The organism is Plectonema radiosum NIES-515 (assembly GCF_025753815.1).
GTDB classification, from domain to species: domain Bacteria; phylum Cyanobacteriota; class Cyanobacteriia; order Cyanobacteriales; family Nostocaceae; genus Hassallia; species Hassallia radiosum_A.
Genome location: NZ_JAOWRF010000250.1, coordinates 67,420 through 83,798, shown reverse-complemented (window position 1 = coordinate 83,798; position 16,379 = coordinate 67,420). Strand labels below are relative to the sequence as shown.

The 16,379-nt window shown below is 40.8% G+C and carries 13 protein-coding genes; 5 read left to right on the top strand and 8 right to left on the bottom strand.

Annotated elements, in window-relative coordinates; genetic code table 11:
• The first annotated feature begins 544 nt into the window (after positions 1–544).
• From OGM63_RS17245 to OGM63_RS17225, 5 genes are all read left to right on the top strand, one after another.
• The gene (locus OGM63_RS17245; RefSeq protein WP_263746837.1) at positions 545–1,660 is read left to right on the top strand and encodes a glycosyltransferase; all 1,116 of its coding nucleotides are present in this window, start codon (positions 545–547) and stop codon (positions 1,658–1,660) included.
• A gap of 269 nt (positions 1,661–1,929) precedes the next feature.
• Positions 1,930–3,063 (top strand): glycosyltransferase, encoded by a 1,134-nt coding sequence (locus OGM63_RS17240; protein WP_263746836.1) that lies wholly within the window; start codon positions 1,930–1,932, stop codon positions 3,061–3,063.
• 15 nt (positions 3,064–3,078) lie between these two features.
• Complete coding sequence (locus tag OGM63_RS17235) at positions 3,079–4,314, top strand: glycosyltransferase family 4 protein (protein ID WP_263746835.1); 1,236 nt, start codon at positions 3,079–3,081, stop codon at positions 4,312–4,314.
• Positions 4,311–5,657: a hypothetical protein gene (locus OGM63_RS17230; protein ID WP_263746833.1), complete on the top strand. Its 1,347-nt coding sequence runs from the start codon at positions 4,311–4,313 to the stop codon at positions 5,655–5,657. Before OGM63_RS17235 ends, OGM63_RS17230 begins: the two co-directional genes overlap by 4 nt.
• Before the next feature lie 297 nt (positions 5,658–5,954).
• Entirely contained in the window at positions 5,955–7,235 is a 1,281-nt protein-coding gene (locus OGM63_RS17225; RefSeq protein ID WP_263746831.1) for a glycosyltransferase family 4 protein, read from the top strand.
• On the opposite strand, the gene OGM63_RS17220 is transcribed toward OGM63_RS17225, so the two are convergent.
• The 8 genes from OGM63_RS17220 to OGM63_RS17185 all read right to left on the bottom strand — a co-directional run bounded on the left by OGM63_RS17220 (position 7,194) and on the right by OGM63_RS17185 (position 15,868).
• Positions 7,194–8,441 carry a nucleotidyltransferase domain-containing protein gene (locus OGM63_RS17220; protein ID WP_263746830.1) on the bottom strand — a complete coding sequence of 416 codons (1,248 nt, stop codon included), beginning with the start codon at positions 8,439–8,441 and terminating at the stop codon, positions 7,194–7,196. The two genes, OGM63_RS17225 and OGM63_RS17220, sit on opposite strands and share 42 nt — an antisense overlap.
• A 29-nt stretch (positions 8,442–8,470) precedes the next feature.
• Entirely contained in the window at positions 8,471–10,318 is a 1,848-nt protein-coding gene (locus OGM63_RS17215; protein WP_263746829.1) for an ABC transporter ATP-binding protein, read from the bottom strand.
• A 181-nt stretch (positions 10,319–10,499) separates the two neighbouring features.
• Entirely contained in the window at positions 10,500–11,450 is a 951-nt protein-coding gene (locus OGM63_RS17210) for a phosphoenolpyruvate carboxykinase (ATP) (protein WP_263746828.1), read from the bottom strand.
• 430 nt (positions 11,451–11,880) lie between these two features.
• Positions 11,881–12,075 carry a lasso peptide gene (locus OGM63_RS17205; RefSeq protein WP_263746827.1) on the bottom strand — a complete coding sequence of 65 codons (195 nt, stop codon included), beginning with the start codon at positions 12,073–12,075 and terminating at the stop codon, positions 11,881–11,883.
• Positions 12,076–12,760: 685 nt separating this feature from the next.
• Positions 12,761–12,976, bottom strand: a complete 216-nt coding sequence (locus OGM63_RS17200; protein ID WP_263746826.1) for a lasso peptide — start codon at positions 12,974–12,976, stop codon at positions 12,761–12,763.
• A 138-nt stretch (positions 12,977–13,114) separates the two neighbouring features.
• Entirely contained in the window at positions 13,115–15,136 is a 2,022-nt protein-coding gene (locus OGM63_RS17195) for a lasso peptide isopeptide bond-forming cyclase (RefSeq protein ID WP_263746825.1), read from the bottom strand.
• A complete protein-coding gene (locus tag OGM63_RS17190; protein ID WP_263746824.1) occupies positions 15,133–15,579 on the bottom strand; it encodes a lasso peptide biosynthesis B2 protein in 447 nt (148 codons plus the stop codon). Before OGM63_RS17190 ends, OGM63_RS17195 begins: the two co-directional genes overlap by 4 nt.
• Positions 15,554–15,868, bottom strand: coding sequence for a PqqD family peptide modification chaperone (locus OGM63_RS17185; RefSeq protein ID WP_263746823.1), 315 nt, complete (start codon positions 15,866–15,868; stop codon positions 15,554–15,556). Before OGM63_RS17185 ends, OGM63_RS17190 begins: the two co-directional genes overlap by 26 nt.
• Positions 15,869–16,379 lie beyond the last annotated feature (511 nt).

The following is a 16,379-nucleotide window of genomic DNA, read 5'->3' as shown; positions in this document are numbered from 1 at the left end:
TTGCGGAATCTACGCACGTTAAACTTACATTTTGCAGCCTTTGGTAACTGCACTTAGCGCTGAACTTAATTGGTAAAAAAATTCTGCATATATTATTCAAACCTACGCAACTATATCCGGAAAAAATCAAATATTTATAAATTAGTTATATTATTTACCAAGTATTTCATTTTTTTTTACATAGCTCAAAGTTCGACTACACAACTATTACAGCGCTTCATAATTAAATTAATGACGTTCCTCAGTACATATGCTAATTAAAATTTCCGGAATGTGTGCCAACGTGCCGAAAAAGTATGACAGAATCCTTTAAGGGTAACTACTAAGTTAGAATCCCATAATTGCTACTTTTTTGAGTAAAAATGCTTGTAGACAAGATTTAATTTTTTGGTAGAACACGTTTTTAGGTATTTTTGTGTAAATGAGATGACTTATTTTTAAACTGAAAATTTAAGCGATAGTTAGTATTTTAAGCAGAATGGTAGGTGAGTTAAAAAAGGTAATCAACCATAAATTCATAACACTAAGTCGGAGGGATGAGTGTATGCAAGAACTAAAAATTGAAAAGCTAGAACCAATCGAACTTTCCGAGCTAAAAGAATTGCCTTTAGTTTCAATACTGATTGCCAACTACAACTATGAAAAGTACATTGGGGAAACTTTGGAGAGTGTACTTTCTCAGACCTACTCTAATTGGGAAGCGATCGTTTGTGATGACGGTTCCAAAGATAACTCCTGTCAAGTCATCGAAACTTATGTCAAAAAAGACTCCCGAATCAAGCTGATACGTCAGCAGAATGGCGGTGTAGCTTCTGCATTAAATACAACTTACAGCAAAAGCAACGGTGAAATTGTCTGTCTGTTGGATGCGGATGATGTATGGATGCCCGATAAGGTACAAAAAGTTGTTGAAGCGTTTCAATCTGACCTCAAGGGTGGCTTTGTCATTCACGATGTCTATCAAATTGATGGTCAAGGACAATTGATCAAACCGACCCCCATGATAAAAAATTTAGCATCAGGCTGGGTGGCATTATCTGGATTAGAACATGGCGGACGCTTTGAAAACATACCCCCTGCTTCTGCACTTTGTATCCGTCGCGAGGTCGGGGACTTAATCTTCCCAATGAACGAAGCCTTTAGACGCAATGCTGATAGTCTAATTTTCCGTCTCGCTCCGTTTGTCACTGAAATAGTACCTGTGTCAGAAGTGCTTAGTAAGTTCCGCTTACACGGTGCAAATCTCACGAGTTTTACCTCCATCACAACCGACATATTGGTACGAGAGCACGAGACTGCAAAGCGAGTACACCAAGAACAGAAGCAGTTTCTCAAAAAAATTTATGGTGTAGAGGTGGCAGAAAGTCTAGCGGGTCTGGAAGCTAATGTCTGGCACTATTACGAATGTTACTTGTTGGCTCGCTTTCAGGGTGCACCCAGGTCAGAAAGAAAAAAGGTTCATCATCTGCTTGTTACTCATCCACAGTTTCACGCAGCTTTCAGTTACAAACCTTTGAAATGGCTACTGCGATGGGGTGAGAGTTTGCCAAATGCTCTCTTTTTGGCATTGTTTAATCAGATATCCCACGAGAGTACGCTTAAACGCATAGCAAGGTCAATTCAGCAGGGAACATTAGGGTTGTTTGGAATCAAAAGATGATTGAACTTAGAAAAGTATTAGACCTGCCTTGAAAATAGAGGCTCAAACCAGGCAAAATCGTTCCAGCATCATTTTCACAGTAAAAGTAATCAAACAACGCCGAACTTAGTAATTTCACTGGTATTATAACTCATCAATAAACATGCACACAGGGTATTCAAGTGTTACCAGTGTTATCGTTGAAAGCAATTTAAAATTAATCTTGTGGGCAGCCTCGATCAATATTTTGCAACACAAATTTTGTTAAAAAATCTCATAGAGGACAATAGATGAGTCAGAGATCAATTGCTATCTTTACCTGGGGTTTAGACGGTGGAGCATTCACAAATCTTCCAGTAGCTCTGACTAAAGGGTTTTGGAACTTGGGAGTGAGAGACTTATACGTGCTGTACCTCTCAAAAGAACCAGCAGAGGATATCACTTTTCCAGAAGGTGTCAAATTAGTGCGGTTGGGTGTTGAGCGGTCTATGGCATCTCCCATTGCTCTATCCAAGTTTTTGAGAGCCGTCAAGCCAGATGTACTCATCTCTATGCCGACAATCATTAGCATCCCTGCGATTATGGGATGGCTGTTAGCAGGTCAGCGACAGACAAAATTTGTGATTTACCAAGGAGATACTCTCACCTCTGATATTGCTATCGACCACAAGCATGACCTGCGGATGCAAATTATGCCTTGGCTAGCAAGGCTGTTGTATCCCACAGCCAATGGGTTAACCACTGTGAGCCAAGGTGTCCTTGACATCCTCAAGCAAGATCGTATCCCGATTCCCTCCAATCGTGTGGCAGTAATTCCGAATCCTGTAGATGTGGATGATTTTTTAATCCGCAGCCAAGCAGCACCGGAACATCCCTGGCTCCAGCACAAAGACGAACCAGTGATTGTTAGCCTTGGACGTTTAGTGAAGCGGAAAAACTATCCCCTGCTATTGCAAGCGCTTGCAATAGTCCGAAGCCAGCTCAAAGTCAAGTTGATTATTTTGGGAGAAGGTCCAGAAAGAAAACACTTAGAGGAAGTGATTGCTAAACTAGGTTTGCAGGAGTGTGTCAGCTTACCTGGTCATGTGGCTAATCCTTGGAGTAACATTGCCAAAGCCGATGTTTTTGTAATGTCGTCCTTGGATGAAGCGTTTTGCCTAGCACTAGTAGAGGCAATGGCTTGTGGAGTACCCGTTATCTCTACGGATGCCATTGGTGGGGGTCCTCGCAGCATCTTAGAAGATGGCAAATATGGAAATTTAGTGCCAATAAATGATCCAGAAGCTCTAGGGACAGCAATTTACAAAGTGTTAACCTCAAATGAATGGCGCAGTCAATTGATTACAGCAAGCCATCGTCAGAGTGAAGCGTTTAAGCCAGAAGCGATCGCCCAGCAATGGCTCTCATTTCTAGAAAAAGTGTAACTACATCAGCACTACATGAAAATCCTATTATCTAGCTATGCTTGTGAACCCGGTAAAGGCTCGGAACCGGGAATCGGTTGGAATGTGGCACGAGAGATTGCTAACTACCATCAAGTTTGGGTTCTCACATCAAATACTCATCGTTTAGCAATTGAAGATGAATTGGCACGCAATAAAGTGCCCAATCTCAACTTTGTGTATCTTGACCCCTTTGGCTGGGTTTATGACTGGTCTTATGAAGGTAAGCGATCGCAAATGTCAGTTTACCTTCACTACTATCTATGGCAGATTATGGCTTACTTTGTAGCCAGACCTCTCCATCAAAAAATTAACTTTGATGTCGTTCACCATATCACCTACGGCAGATATTCAAGTCCCAGTTTCCTAGTATTCCTTTCTGTTCCCTTTGTTTGGGGTCCAGTTGGAGGTGCAGAATCTGCACCAAAAGCTTTCTGGCAAAAACATAGCCTGCGAGCGAGAGTTTACGAAAATCTCCGTAATCTTTTACGTCGCTTTGGGGAGAGTGACCCCTTTGTGCATCTAACTGCCAAGAAAAGTGTTGTGGCGATCGCGGCTACTGAAGAAACCGCACAACGTTTTGCAGCACTAGGCTGTAAGAAGATTGAAGTCTACGGTGCCGTTGGCATTCCCAAAGCAGATATTGAGCAACTAATCCAAATTTCCTCCACCCAATGCCGACCTTTCCGTTTTATTTCCACTGGAAGACTCTTGCACTGGAAAGGCTTTCATTTTGGACTGCGGGCTTTTGCCCAAACCAACTTGCCTGATGCTGAGTATTGGATAATAGGAGATGGACCAGAGCGAGAATTCCTAGAATCTTTAGCTCAGGAACTGGGGATTGCAGACAGAGTAAATTTTTGGGGTACATTGTCTCGTCAGGAAACTCTGTCTAAGTTGGGTGAGTGTGATGTTTTAATTCACCCTAGCTTGCATGACTCTGGGGGGTGGGTAGTGCTAGAGGCAATGGCTGCCGGTCAGCCTGTAATTTGCTTAAACTTGGGCGGACCTGGTATCCAGGTGACAAAGGAAACAGGATTTAAGGTTCCTGCTGACTCACCCGAACAAGCGGTTAATGACATTGCTACAGCAATGATGCGTTTAGCAAAAGAGCCAGAACTGAGACTTAAGATGGGAGAGGCTGGAAGAGAAAGGGTACGGGAAGTATACAACTGGGAAGTTAAGGGTAAATACTTAGCTCAAATATATCAAACCGTAGCAGGAAATTCATGAGTTCAGCAACATCACTTCAACCTCAAGCAGGAACTATCACAAGGTCTAGCTTAATCGTGATATTTCTCGCTTCTGTTATGTTCCCACGTGTTTTAACAGCACTAAAAGTCCCATCAGTTGTTAACTTTTTGCATTTTGCTTTGGTCATAGTCTTATTTGTATGGGTAGTACCTAAAATTCGTAGCCAAATTGCTGGAAAACTCCTGGTTGGACTGATGATTTTTCTGGGAATAATTATATCTAGTGCTATGTTCAATAAAGCAGGGGTTATCAATGTCATTCTCAGCTTTTTGATGCTTGCGGAACCTTTTTTGATGTTGATAGCAATTGTCAGTACAAAAATCCCTCAATCTAGTATTAAAAAATTTCAATTTTGGATATTTTCATTTGTCTATATTCATCTAGCTTTTGTATATTTTCAGAAGTTTATTATCAATCCAGACTCTCCAGATGATATAAAGGGAATTTTTTTGAAAATGGGAGCCGGACATCATGTAGGAGGTGATGTTGCCCTAACTTTTGGCATTTATTTCCTTCTGGCTTCTGGAGTTCGTTCACTATGGTTACGCATATTTGTATTTATTCTATGTCTGGGAAATATTCTTTATGCTGATGTGAAACAGGTAGTCATTGCATTTCTAGTTTCCTGGTTTATCTTGATACTTACGCAGTTGAAGGAGATAGTGAAGGCAATAATGTATTTGGTAATTGCTATTCCAATTACTATTGGAGTTCTGAAAATAATCAATACCCTGTACTCTGGAATACGCTATATATCTGATATGGAGGTAGTTACAGAAGCTTTTCAATATAAATTATCTGTATTTTCTATTATTACCTCCTTTTATAAGTCAGATATAAATTGGTTATTTGGACTTGGGCCAGGTCATACTATTAGCCGGTTGGGTTGGCTAATGAAAGATTATATACAAATTTTGCAACCATTAGGTATTACTGGCACTTCTATTTTTGAGACAGTATTTAAGGCTCAAGAGAGCTACTACTGGTCTAATAGTGTTACTGGCTCTAGTATGTATTCTTTATTATTCTCTTGGGCAGGTATTTGGGGAGATTTAGGGTTTCTAGGATTGGGAGTATATTTGTATCTCTGGTTCTTGGTCTGGAAGTATATCTGTTTAGATAAAGTTTCCAAGTTTTTCCTAATTACTGTGTTTGTTGCTGGTCTAATATTTTCCTGGATGGAAGAGCCGGCTTTTATGCTTTTTGTTGTTAGTTTAATTGGGCTGCAATGGCAAAAACATCAAGCTGATAAATCTCATAAATTATGGCAGCACATGCAAGACTATTTTGTTGAGCAAAAACCATTAGGAGAAAAAGCCTAATTTGAGGTTTAATCAAATGCATAATAAGTTATATGGCAATACCGTTCAGATAAGCCTAAAATACGATGGTAGAGACGCGAAATTTCGCGTCTCTACAGGTCTTAAATCAGTCCAAAAAATCCTGAACACCAAACGTATTGTGTTATATGGAATCATATATAGCGGTTCCCAGGTGCATGAAGTGCAGAACAAAACCTCACCCCCAACCCCTCTACGAGCGTAAGGAGAGGGGAGATAAAGCACAGCTTTATCGGGGTGAGGTTAAGTTGTACCTTACGCTTATTAGGAAACGCTATAATGCCTAATTTTTTTAAGTTGAAAACTATCACAGAAATGAACATTTTAATTATCCATAATCGCTATCAATTTGCTGGGGGTGAGGATGCAGTTGTGCAGGCTGAAGCGGAATTGTTAAAGTCTTACGGACACGATGTTTCAGTTTTAGAAGTAGACAACGACAGCATTATAGGAGTATGGGGTAAAGCAAAAGCAGCCTTTTCAGCAATTTACTCTTTTTCCTCAAGAAACTTGGTGAGTAATGCGATCGCTCAACACAATATTGAAGTTGTTCACATACACAACTTTTTTCCACTACTCTCCCCATCTATATACGATGCTTGTCGAGATGCGGTTGTGCCTGTTGTGCAGACACTACACAATTATCGATTGGGTTGCCCAAAAGCTATGCTCTTTCGGGAGGGTCGAGTTTGCGAAGACTGTATTGGCAAAGCCTTACCTCTGCCTGGTGTAATACATGGTTGTTACCGAGGTTCCCGCGTTGAAAGTGCAGTGGTAGCAAGCATGTTAGCGGTGCATCGCTTCAGGCAAACTTGGCAAGAACGGGTAGATGGTTACATTGCTCTGACCCAGTTTCAGAAAGATAAACTAGTGCAAGCCGGACTTCCTAGTGAGAAGATTTACATTAAACCTAATTTTGTATTTACGCCAGATACCATAGCAAAAACCAGCTATGATGGTGATTACGCACTTTTTGTCGGGCGACTTTCAGAAGAAAAAGGCGTTGCTACCCTGATTGATGCTTACAAACAAGGTAGTCTAAGTATTCCTCTAAAAATTGTTGGTGATGGTCCATTAAACGACGTCCTACAGCAGCAGGTACAGACCTTGGGGTTAGAGAATATGATTACCTTTCTTGGGCAGCAAAATAAGTCAGTTGTGTTGAATTTAATGCGTAATGCCCAGTTTTTAGTCTTTCCCTCTATCTGGTATGAAGGTTTCCCCTTAACAATTGCGGAGGCATTTGCCTGTGGTCTACCTGTAATTGCAGCAAAATTAGGTAGTATGGCAGAGATTGTAGAGAATGGGGTAACTGGTTTACATTTTGAAGCGGGAAATTCAGTAGATTTGGCAGCAAAAATCAGATGGACGACTACTCATGCTGAAGCGATGATTGCAATGAGAAAATATGCCCATTCTATGTATCAAACCAGGTATACTCCTGAAGCAAATTACCACCTGTTGATAGAAATTTATCAACAGGTTATTAACAAAAATATGTCCAAACTTGCTAGTATCTCATTCTCTAAATCTTCGCTTCAGTCCATACATTCTAATTAAGCGAATAAGTCGGAGCGGGTAGTACAAGAAAGATAGAAATTGAGGTAGCGGCAGAAACACTTCGTCTGCTACTGTTGGAACAACTAAATGCTCAAAACAGTACCAAATTTTATCCAATGGGTGTTCTATCATGCTTAAGTGAAAAAATGAGCTATTAACTTTCTGGTTTGGAATTAAACTTTCAGTTTGATAGAAAAGCTGCGTGTAAATCTGGGAAGCGAGGGACTTCAGTAGTGGGTCAGCTTGTATTTGCTGCAAGATGATTTTTGGAAGCTTTACTTCCAGAAGTTCATGGGTTAGTAAAAGACCAAGTAAGAGCATTCGCGTCATACGTAACTTAATAGCGCGATCGCAAACCTGCTGCCAATTTATCTCACCACAGGTACAAAGCACTTGAGCAATATCGCAAATCCGGTTCAACTGTTGCCAACAGTCCTTACCCCCTTGAGAACAGAGGATTAAGATTGAATCCTCCGGGGAAAGATTGAGAACCATTCTATTCGCAAAAGGCTTTAGTTGAGCATACTCCCATAGCCATTCGGTATCAAACAAAAATGAGAATTGCTTTGGTAACATCCCGTGATGGAGATCTATAGTAACGCGATCGCGCTCATCAACCATATGCAGTTCCCAATGGGATTGAAGGTAAGCTTTTTGTTGTTTGTCTTTGAGAGAACTAAGGTAAGCTGCCTCTTTCTCACTATTGTTAGAGTATGGTTGGTATCCTTGAGTAGTCAGTAGTTCTTTTGTCTTCAAAAAATCTTCTTTGCGAACTAAAATATCTAAATCAAAGAAATCTCGACGTGAGAGATCGCCATAAGCTGATATAGCTAAGATAGGACCTTTGAATGGAATCACAGGTATCTCATTCGCCTCAAAAAGCTCCAATAGCTTGAGCAGCTTGCTTGTTAACATAAGGTTGCGCTGAGTTCTCGCATACTGGTTACGTTGAAGCTGCTGTTGGAAACTTGCAGGAATTAATTCTGGGCATATATTACTGAGATTGCTGTAAAGGAGCGGTATTACACCGTGTCCATATGCTGTTTGGATTAGGTATTGCCAGTCAATATTTTCTTGAACCAAAGCTTTAATGCGATCGCTAATAGCATCATCAATTTGTGGACGAATGCTATCAAGAAGTAACTCTATTTCCAAACTGATTTTTTTTTCTAAAATCCTGGTGTTTTGTTTAGAGATAATTTGCATTTTTGGTAATTAATTTAATTTAATTAATTTTACTTTGTCAATGAGTTCCGCTCAGTAACTATGGCACTTGCACTCGACTCCATTTGGTCTTTCCAAGACTGGGCATAAAAACCACTCTGAGCCAGCAATTCATCATGAGTACCTGACTCCACAATTTGCCCAGCACGCATGACGTGAATGATGTCAGCTCGCATCGCTAAGGTGAAGCGGTGAGTAATCACCACCGCAGTGCGATCGCTTGCTAATGTGCGAAATCTCTCTAACCAATCATGTTCTGCCCAAGGGTCCATAGCACTAGTTGGTTCATCTAAAATAATGATTTGGGCACGTCTAAAAAATGCCCTAGCTAATGCCAAACGTTGCCATTGACCACCGCTTAAATCAGTTCCTTCAGGAAACAACTTACCCAACATAGCGTTATAACCTAGAGGCAAGCGGTCAATCTTATCGTGAATACCTGACGCTTTGGCAGCTGCTTGAATTTCTGAGTAATTTGATGCTGCTGATATGTCACCCAAACCAATGTTTTCCCCAGCGGTGGTGTTGTAGGGAATTGGTGACTGAAACAAAACAGTAATTAACCTGCGGAATGCTTTCACCGAAAAGTTACGCAAATCAATACCGTCTAGTTCAATGCTTCCCGACTGAGGGTCATAAAAGCGGCATAAAAGCTTAATTAATGTACTTTTGCCAGCACCATTATCACCGACGATCGCCACAATTTTGCCAGCTGGCAGTGTCAAGTTAAAATTATTTAACACTGGTTCCTCACTACCAGGGTAGCGGAAGGTGACTTGCCGAAAACGAATTCCCTTTTTAGGTGTTGACGGTACGGGGACAGGATTAAGCGGATCTATAATTTTGGGCTGTATTTGTAAGAATTCAAATAAGTTACCAAGAAACAAGCTATTACGATAAATTTGTCCTAGGTTGTTTAATAGATCCCTAACAATGCTTTGTCCCTGACTGAATGCCTGAAAAAACAGAGCTAAATCTCCTAAACTCAAAATTCCTAGCAATACCTGCCGTCCTATCCAGGCTATAGCTCCACCAGAAATTATCAATGCGATTATGGTAGCAACAAAGCGACCTAATGTTTGCAGTTTCAATAGATGGAATTGTTCGTGTCTGAGGCGCCGACGCAGATTATGGTAAGAGGACTGGAAGTAATCAGCATAATCAAACAATCGCACTTCCGCTGCCGTGGCATTGTTTGTCAGCAAGTAGTCATAATATGCAAGCCATCGGCGATCGGTTGTTGTACGTTGTGACCATTGATACTGAATTTTATTTAAATATGTCAAAACATAGAAAGCAGGAAAAGCACTGACTACTAAAGTGATGGGTAGCCCAAAACCATAAGGAGCCAAGATCGCAGCCATCGCAAACAAAGTAACGGTGTTTTGTAATAACCTGCCAGTATTTTCTAGTAAAGCAAGCGATCGCCCACTTGCACCCTCCCGCGCTCTGTCAAGTTTGTCGTTATACTCAGAGCATTCATAAAAGCCATAATCCACAGCCACTGACTGTTTTTGAATCAAACCAGTGATGTAATCCTGTACCAATTCTGCCTGAGCCGTGCGAATCCATTCAGCAGCACTATTCAAAACCTCCCCCACTAACATAATGCCTGCCATCAACCCCACTGGCACAATTACCTTCTGGACGTTTGCCGCAGAAATCCCAGATCCAGTTACTGACACCAAAGCATTGATTGCCCGTGGGGTGAGGGAAATCGAAGCTGCGGGAATCAATCCTTGAACCAACAGCAAAATCATCCAAGCCACAGTCCAATAGCGAGACGCTGCCCACACCAAACTGAGAGTTTTTCTTAAATGGAAGAATATGGTGTTTGCGCTACGGAGTTTGCTAATCAAGATATTAAAACCCTGTGAATTCAAAAATAATCAATCGAACATGATGTGATGCTGCGTTAAAAGCCCCTCAGGCTGGAAGCCTGGGGCTACAGAAACAAAGCAGGCACACGCAGGCTAATAAGGCGCATCTTCATTATCGACGTATAAATACTGAAAATGTAAGTGATGCTAGCTACACAATTTAAGCCCACGCAGGTGGGCTTTGTTCGTATAGCCCCAGACTTCCAGTCTGAGGGGCTTTTAACGCAGAACATTCATCTTGTTCGTTTAGTTCTGCCAAGTCATCCTCAACTAGCTTCACAAGCTCAGGTAAATCTCCTAGAGAAGGTTTGCGCGTAAAGCGAGAAAATCTGACATTTTTGATAAGTTCACTACATAAATGTAAATGATTTGCCATAAATTCATGTTCAGAGATTGAGCTAATAGCGCGAGTATGACGCACCAATTCAACGAATGCTTCTTGAGGTTCAATTCTGGTAATTTTGTGTTCACTTCCCTTATCCAATACATAAATATTATGTAATGGAAGGGGAGTTTGTTGGAAACCACCAGAGAGTTTGTAGGCTACTTTGAATGAATTTTGCGAAACAGGCAATAAGCTTTTAGTATCGTGTCCTAAAGAAGTTGCCGCGTCGGGGCAAAGTTTAAATTGGGGATAGCTGGGAAAAACAATCGGTTGACCTGTCTTAATTTGGATCGGCAGTACATCATCTGTTAAAACATCGTATCCGCGATTGTGAAAAGCAGTTGCCAAAGTTGATTTTCCCCAACCGGAACCACCCATGAACGCTACACCCTTGTCATTAATGTTAATACAACTAGCATGTAGAACTAACAGACCCCTTTGTCGCAACAGTACGCATAATATGGGTCCTAGAAGTACAGTGCGAACAAGAGCCTCGTCCACACCCGCTAGAGGATTGATCGTAATTTCCCGTCCATTGCGAATAAAACACTCAGCTACTTCTGGTATTTCTCCCAGAAAATTTTGACCACCATCATGTTGCATTGCGGTTGCATTATCTACTTTGCCAAACCGCACAATTACATCTGGATCACCCTCAGTTTCCGTCAATTCTGGAAGTTGCAATTCCGAAGCAATGCACAAGTTGTAGGCTTTATAAGATTTCATACTTTAACTTGATTTAGTGCAATGACAGTAGAGATTTAATGTAAATTTACCAAGTATGTGTCTATCCAATTACGCTCTTAGATAGTCAAGAATTTTAGGTTAGATTAAATGATATTTAAACCCAAGCAAACCCTATTTACTTTCTTAAAGCTAACCCAAAAAAGTTTTTTACAACTAATTAAAAAAGCTGATATTTTCTGCATTAGGTGATAGTAATTCTAGAACCCACATGAGAATTCGTGGTGTTCAGATTCTCGACTTCTTAATAAGTCGGGAATCTAACTTTCAAAAAAAAAGGCAAAAAATTTGGTATTTTCTGCATTAGAAGAGTGGAATTGCCACAGAGACAAACCAGAAATTTGGTATTGCCTCTGTGTCTACCTCACTAAATAGGCTCTACAGCTTTAAATCAAAGATTTTACTGCTAAAACTATTTTTGAGTGCAATTCAAGTTTTCTGCCGTACCCGTACAGTTTAGATCCCTCGAATCGATGTCATTACTATTAGATATAACGTTGCCGTTTAAAAATACAAAATCTCCCCTTGTCGGATTACCAAGAACTTGTGTAATCTCAACAACATTACCGTGAACAGTCAGCTTAGGAACGGTGTAAGAACTTTTCATGATCTATTTCCTTGTTTTGAGTCTGTTGATTTACTAGTTGTTGAAGGTAGTATTTCTGGGACTTATGGTGTGATTCGTTGTCGTCAATAGGACAATCAAACTCTTAAATAGTCAAGGGTTTTCGGTGGGATTAAATAGTATTTTAACCCAAGCAAACCCTATTTACTTTACTGAAGTTGACCAAACAACGTTTTTTACAACTAATGCAAAAAGCTGATACTTTATGCATTAGTTGATAGGGATTATAGACCCCACATGAGAATTAGTTTGGGTTAGATTCCCGACTTATTAATAAGTCGATAATCTAACTTTTCACACTCTACCGAGCAGACTGCTATTAGTGTTTTGCATCATTAATTTTGAGGAATTTGATTTGAGTGGTTAAGCACTCAAATCAAAAACTAAATTCCTGAGTCAGAATTTATTGAGCCATCAGAAATAATGAGATGAACCACTAGTTTCTTAGAGGTTGTTTGAAAAGTCCGAGAACGAATAAAAATGTCATTCTGAGTGAAGCGAAGCGTAACCTTCGCGCTTTAGCGTTCCTGAAGGGTAGAATCAGGTGTTTCGGACACATACTGCGATGTTTTATTTCGCTTCGCTGCATTAAACATGACACAAAGAGACCCTTTTCAAACATCCTCTTAGAGCAGGTGCTATGCGCTAAATGCAGACTTCATGAATACTAGAACCTAGGATCGCAATTAGCTGGTGGTTGAGCAGGATCTAGACTTCCTAAGCAAACATCTCGTGAACCTTGGTCAGGAGAGGCAGCAGCGTCATCACTAGGATTGCCGTTTAAAAACACAAAATCTCTCCTTGAGGTTGGACCAAGAATTTGTGTAATCTCAGTAACATTACCGTGAACAGTCAGCTTAGGAACGGTGTAAGAACTTTTCATGATCTATTTCCTTGTTTTGAGTCTGTTGATTTACTAGTTGTTGAAGGTAGTGCCCCATAATTGGACTTACGGTGTGGCATGGTTGTCGTAAATACGACAGACAATATTACCAGCCAGAACCTGCCAATACTACTGAAGTTACCGCGTTATTTGCTTGTAGTCGAACCACAAAGCTAAAGTAACTGCCTGCCAAATTGGTGTAATATCCTCATCTCTGACTTCGTTTGGTGTTGATATCAATCGTTGATAAGCTGCTTGGAGGAAATCTGAATCAATGTACTTTTCCAAGTATCCAATCTGATTAGACATCACTTCATCCAGAATTTGGCGATCGCGATTCAACAGTCCATCGTCGAAATTGGCTGATAAATCTGCTTTTCCCCCACGCCATTGAACTTTTTCCGGTAGAATTCCTTCTAAGCCACGACGCATCACCATCCTTCCCCATCCTTGGTATAACTTCTGATCGGCAGGCAATGCTAGACAAAATTCAATTAGTCGCTTATCCATGAATGGATGACGCGCTTCTAAAGAAAACATTGCCGCATATTGATCCGCTCGTTCTAAGGTATAGGGCAATACACCTTGAGTAAGACCTCGCCAATGTTGTTCTTTTGCGGTGAGGGGTTCTTGACTCGATGCACCAAACTTCTGGATTCGCTCATCTAAACCAACACGTTTTGCAAACTTACCTTTGACAAGGGGAGTCTTGGAAACAAAAGGATTTGCAACTTTTATTTGTTTGCGCTGCCAAAGTTGCCGTAGTTGTTCTACAACAGGTTTAATTCCGTGATTTACGATCAACAGTTTGCGCGAAATACCAAAATGTTTGTGGATTAGCCTTACTCCCTCGAAGAATGCTATCCAACGGAACTTAAGAGCCAAATCCTTCAGGTATGGCAGTCCATAACTCCGAAAAGCAGCGTAAGGTAAAACATTAAAGTGTGGTGAAAATGCTTTAACTTCCTGTATACATGTTTTCCAATTTCCCTGACGTGCTAATTCGGTAAGCCTACTTCCACCGTGGCAAACTGTAGTGTCCCCATCAAAACCATCTAGAGAAATCCGCAGTCCTAGTTCTTTAACAGCGCGGTTTACAATCCAAGGATAAAAATGACTCGGACCCAAAAGACCTTCATCTTCGTACCGGAAAATGCTATCCAGGTTAGATAACGGACCAAACTTGTCACCGTGGACGTAATGGGGAATGAATCCTCCCTGTTCTAGCACCGCATTCATAAAAGGGCGCTCGTCACACTCAGTAATTATATCAAAAATAGTGGAGATTGTGTGTAGTAAATATTTATTTTCTTTTGCAAGTAAATCCCGCGCTACACAGGTAACAGCCGAAGAATCTAATCCACCGCTCAACTGGCTGGCAATGGGGAAGGCACTACGTAAGCGGCAACGTACTGCCTCGGTAAAAATTTCCCGAAACTTCTCTGCATAAGCCTCATCAGAATCCATTTTAATCTCACGATGGAGGTCGAGTTCCCAGTAAGACTTTATCTCCATTCCTGACTGACTGATAACCATACTGTGAGCCGGGGGAAGCCGCAGAATATCTTGATAACTAGTGATGGCTCTGTCTTCCATCGTCAACGTCAAGTAATCGGCGATTCTCACTTCGTTGAGTTGACGCGGAACTTGTTGCAAACATAGTAGCGCTTTTATTTCTGAGGCAAATATAAAGGCTTTACCTGGTTGGTGGTAGTAATAGAAAGGCTTGACTCCGAGATGGTCTCTAGCACAAAACAGAGATTGCTGGCGTTTGTCCCAGATGGTAAAGGCAAAATCACCTAAAAGATGTTCTGGACAATACTCCCGCCACTTTTCATAAGCTGCCAATATCAACTGGCTATCCGTAATTTTGTCAGTTGCACACTTCTCTAATTGTAACACACTGATAAGTTCATCACGGTTATCTATGCGAGCATCTGACGTAATAATCAAATCGCCAGTGGAGTTAGTAAAAGGTAACTTTTCTAGCAAGGATTCAGGAGTAGTCCACAGCATCCGATGCCCAAAACCGATCGCCCCATCTATCCAGATGTCTGCATCATCCGGTCCTCGGTGTGCGAGGGTTTCCACCATCATTCCCAGGTCTTCCCGGTCTACAGAGCGATCGCCTAAATAGTAAATTCCCATGATGCCACTCATAATTTCAGTCCTTCAAGAGATGGTAGTGGGATAAAGCGGCAAAGGTCTGGGAGATAACCCATAGCAACTCGTCCCTGATATTCAACCCAAGCGTGAGCTTCTAGAGTTCCTTTTTCTCCTTTAGCAACACCGATTCGCAGTTCACAAGAGTGACCGTAGCGACTGATTAGCACTTGAGTAGTCAAAGCGCGAGCCAGACATTTTACACCAGGCATATAGCGGCTAACCGCGTTTACAGCCCAGGCAATTTTACCGACGGAAACTTGGTTTGTAGTCTGTGAGCGATCGCGACTGATTTTTGCTAAGACTTTTAAAAGTGTGCGGAAGGGCATTAACCACAGCCCTAACCTCATGGTTGCTAGTATTACTAAAGTCATGATTAAAAGGTGGCGATCGCCTACTCCCATCCGAAAAAAATTAAACAGTCGTATTATTTTTGACATCGATTAGTCCCGCTGCCAGAAGGGCTTCAAGCAATGTTTTGAGGTCGCGATCGCACTGTTGATGTTCTACTTCATACTCTTGCAGAAGGATCTGCTTAATATCTCTCACAGCTTTTGGTTTCTGAATCAAAGTCCAAATCAGCGCTCCCACCTCATTTAATCCGTGATAAATTCCAGTTTTGAGATTGAGAATCACAGCCTCCCCACCTAGATCGGAAGAAATTTGTTCTTGATTTGCCTCAACTATGGAAGACTCTGATATTTTCTCATCTAGTTGTTTTAAGTTCATATTTTCTCAATTTTCATTGGCTATTTGATTAATGATCTATTTGCTGCTTGTATAATTATCCTATCATTTTGTTGCGTATTTATCCGGAGAAATTTTCTCAAAATCCAAGATATTTTTCAAATTTAGGTAAATATTCGTCAGCGAATTTACGTTTTGTAGAGTATATTCATACACAATTTAGTAGAACCTATCTGCCTAGGTGGATATTTGCAAGCAGAAGTTATTCGACAAAATCACTACCCTTAACAGCTAGACAATAATAAATGCAAAAATCGTCACAAAGCCTTTAAAGTCAGTGATGGCATCGGTTGGATAGCTGTAATTAGTCCTGGTATAAAATATATAAAAGTATAACTGGCGACAATTTTCCCAAGGGTGATTTTACTAAAACGAGCTGCTTGGGAGACGTATTTGGCACATACTTAGCTAGTCTTTATTATAGCAGTATAAATAGATATGCTATTTTTCTTTGGATTTAAGGTTGATAAAAAATATGACCATGTTAAATGTA

Coding starts and splice junctions, on each gene's coding strand:
- OGM63_RS17225 (WP_263746831.1), top strand. CDS start 5,955: ATGCCTAATTTTTTTAAGTTGAAAACTATCACAGAAATGAACATTTTA.
- OGM63_RS17185 (WP_263746823.1), bottom strand. CDS start 15,868: ATGAACTTAAAACAACTAGATGAGAAAATATCAGAGTCTTCCATAGTT.
- OGM63_RS17195 (WP_263746825.1), bottom strand. CDS start 15,136: ATGAGTGGCATCATGGGAATTTACTATTTAGGCGATCGCTCTGTAGAC.
- OGM63_RS17220 (WP_263746830.1), bottom strand. CDS start 8,441: ATGCAAATTATCTCTAAACAAAACACCAGGATTTTAGAAAAAAAAATC.
- OGM63_RS17210 (WP_263746828.1), bottom strand. CDS start 11,450: ATGAAATCTTATAAAGCCTACAACTTGTGCATTGCTTCGGAATTGCAA.
- OGM63_RS17200 (WP_263746826.1), bottom strand. CDS start 12,976: ATGAAAAGTTCTTACACCGTTCCTAAGCTGACTGTTCACGGTAATGTT.
- OGM63_RS17190 (WP_263746824.1), bottom strand. CDS start 15,579: ATGTCAAAAATAATACGACTGTTTAATTTTTTTCGGATGGGAGTAGGC.
- OGM63_RS17235 (WP_263746835.1), top strand. CDS start 3,079: ATGAAAATCCTATTATCTAGCTATGCTTGTGAACCCGGTAAAGGCTCG.
- OGM63_RS17230 (WP_263746833.1), top strand. CDS start 4,311: ATGAGTTCAGCAACATCACTTCAACCTCAAGCAGGAACTATCACAAGG.
- OGM63_RS17240 (WP_263746836.1), top strand. CDS start 1,930: ATGAGTCAGAGATCAATTGCTATCTTTACCTGGGGTTTAGACGGTGGA.
- OGM63_RS17245 (WP_263746837.1), top strand. CDS start 545: ATGCAAGAACTAAAAATTGAAAAGCTAGAACCAATCGAACTTTCCGAG.
- OGM63_RS17205 (WP_263746827.1), bottom strand. CDS start 12,075: ATGAAAAGTTCTTACACCGTTCCTAAGCTGACTGTTCACGGTAATGTT.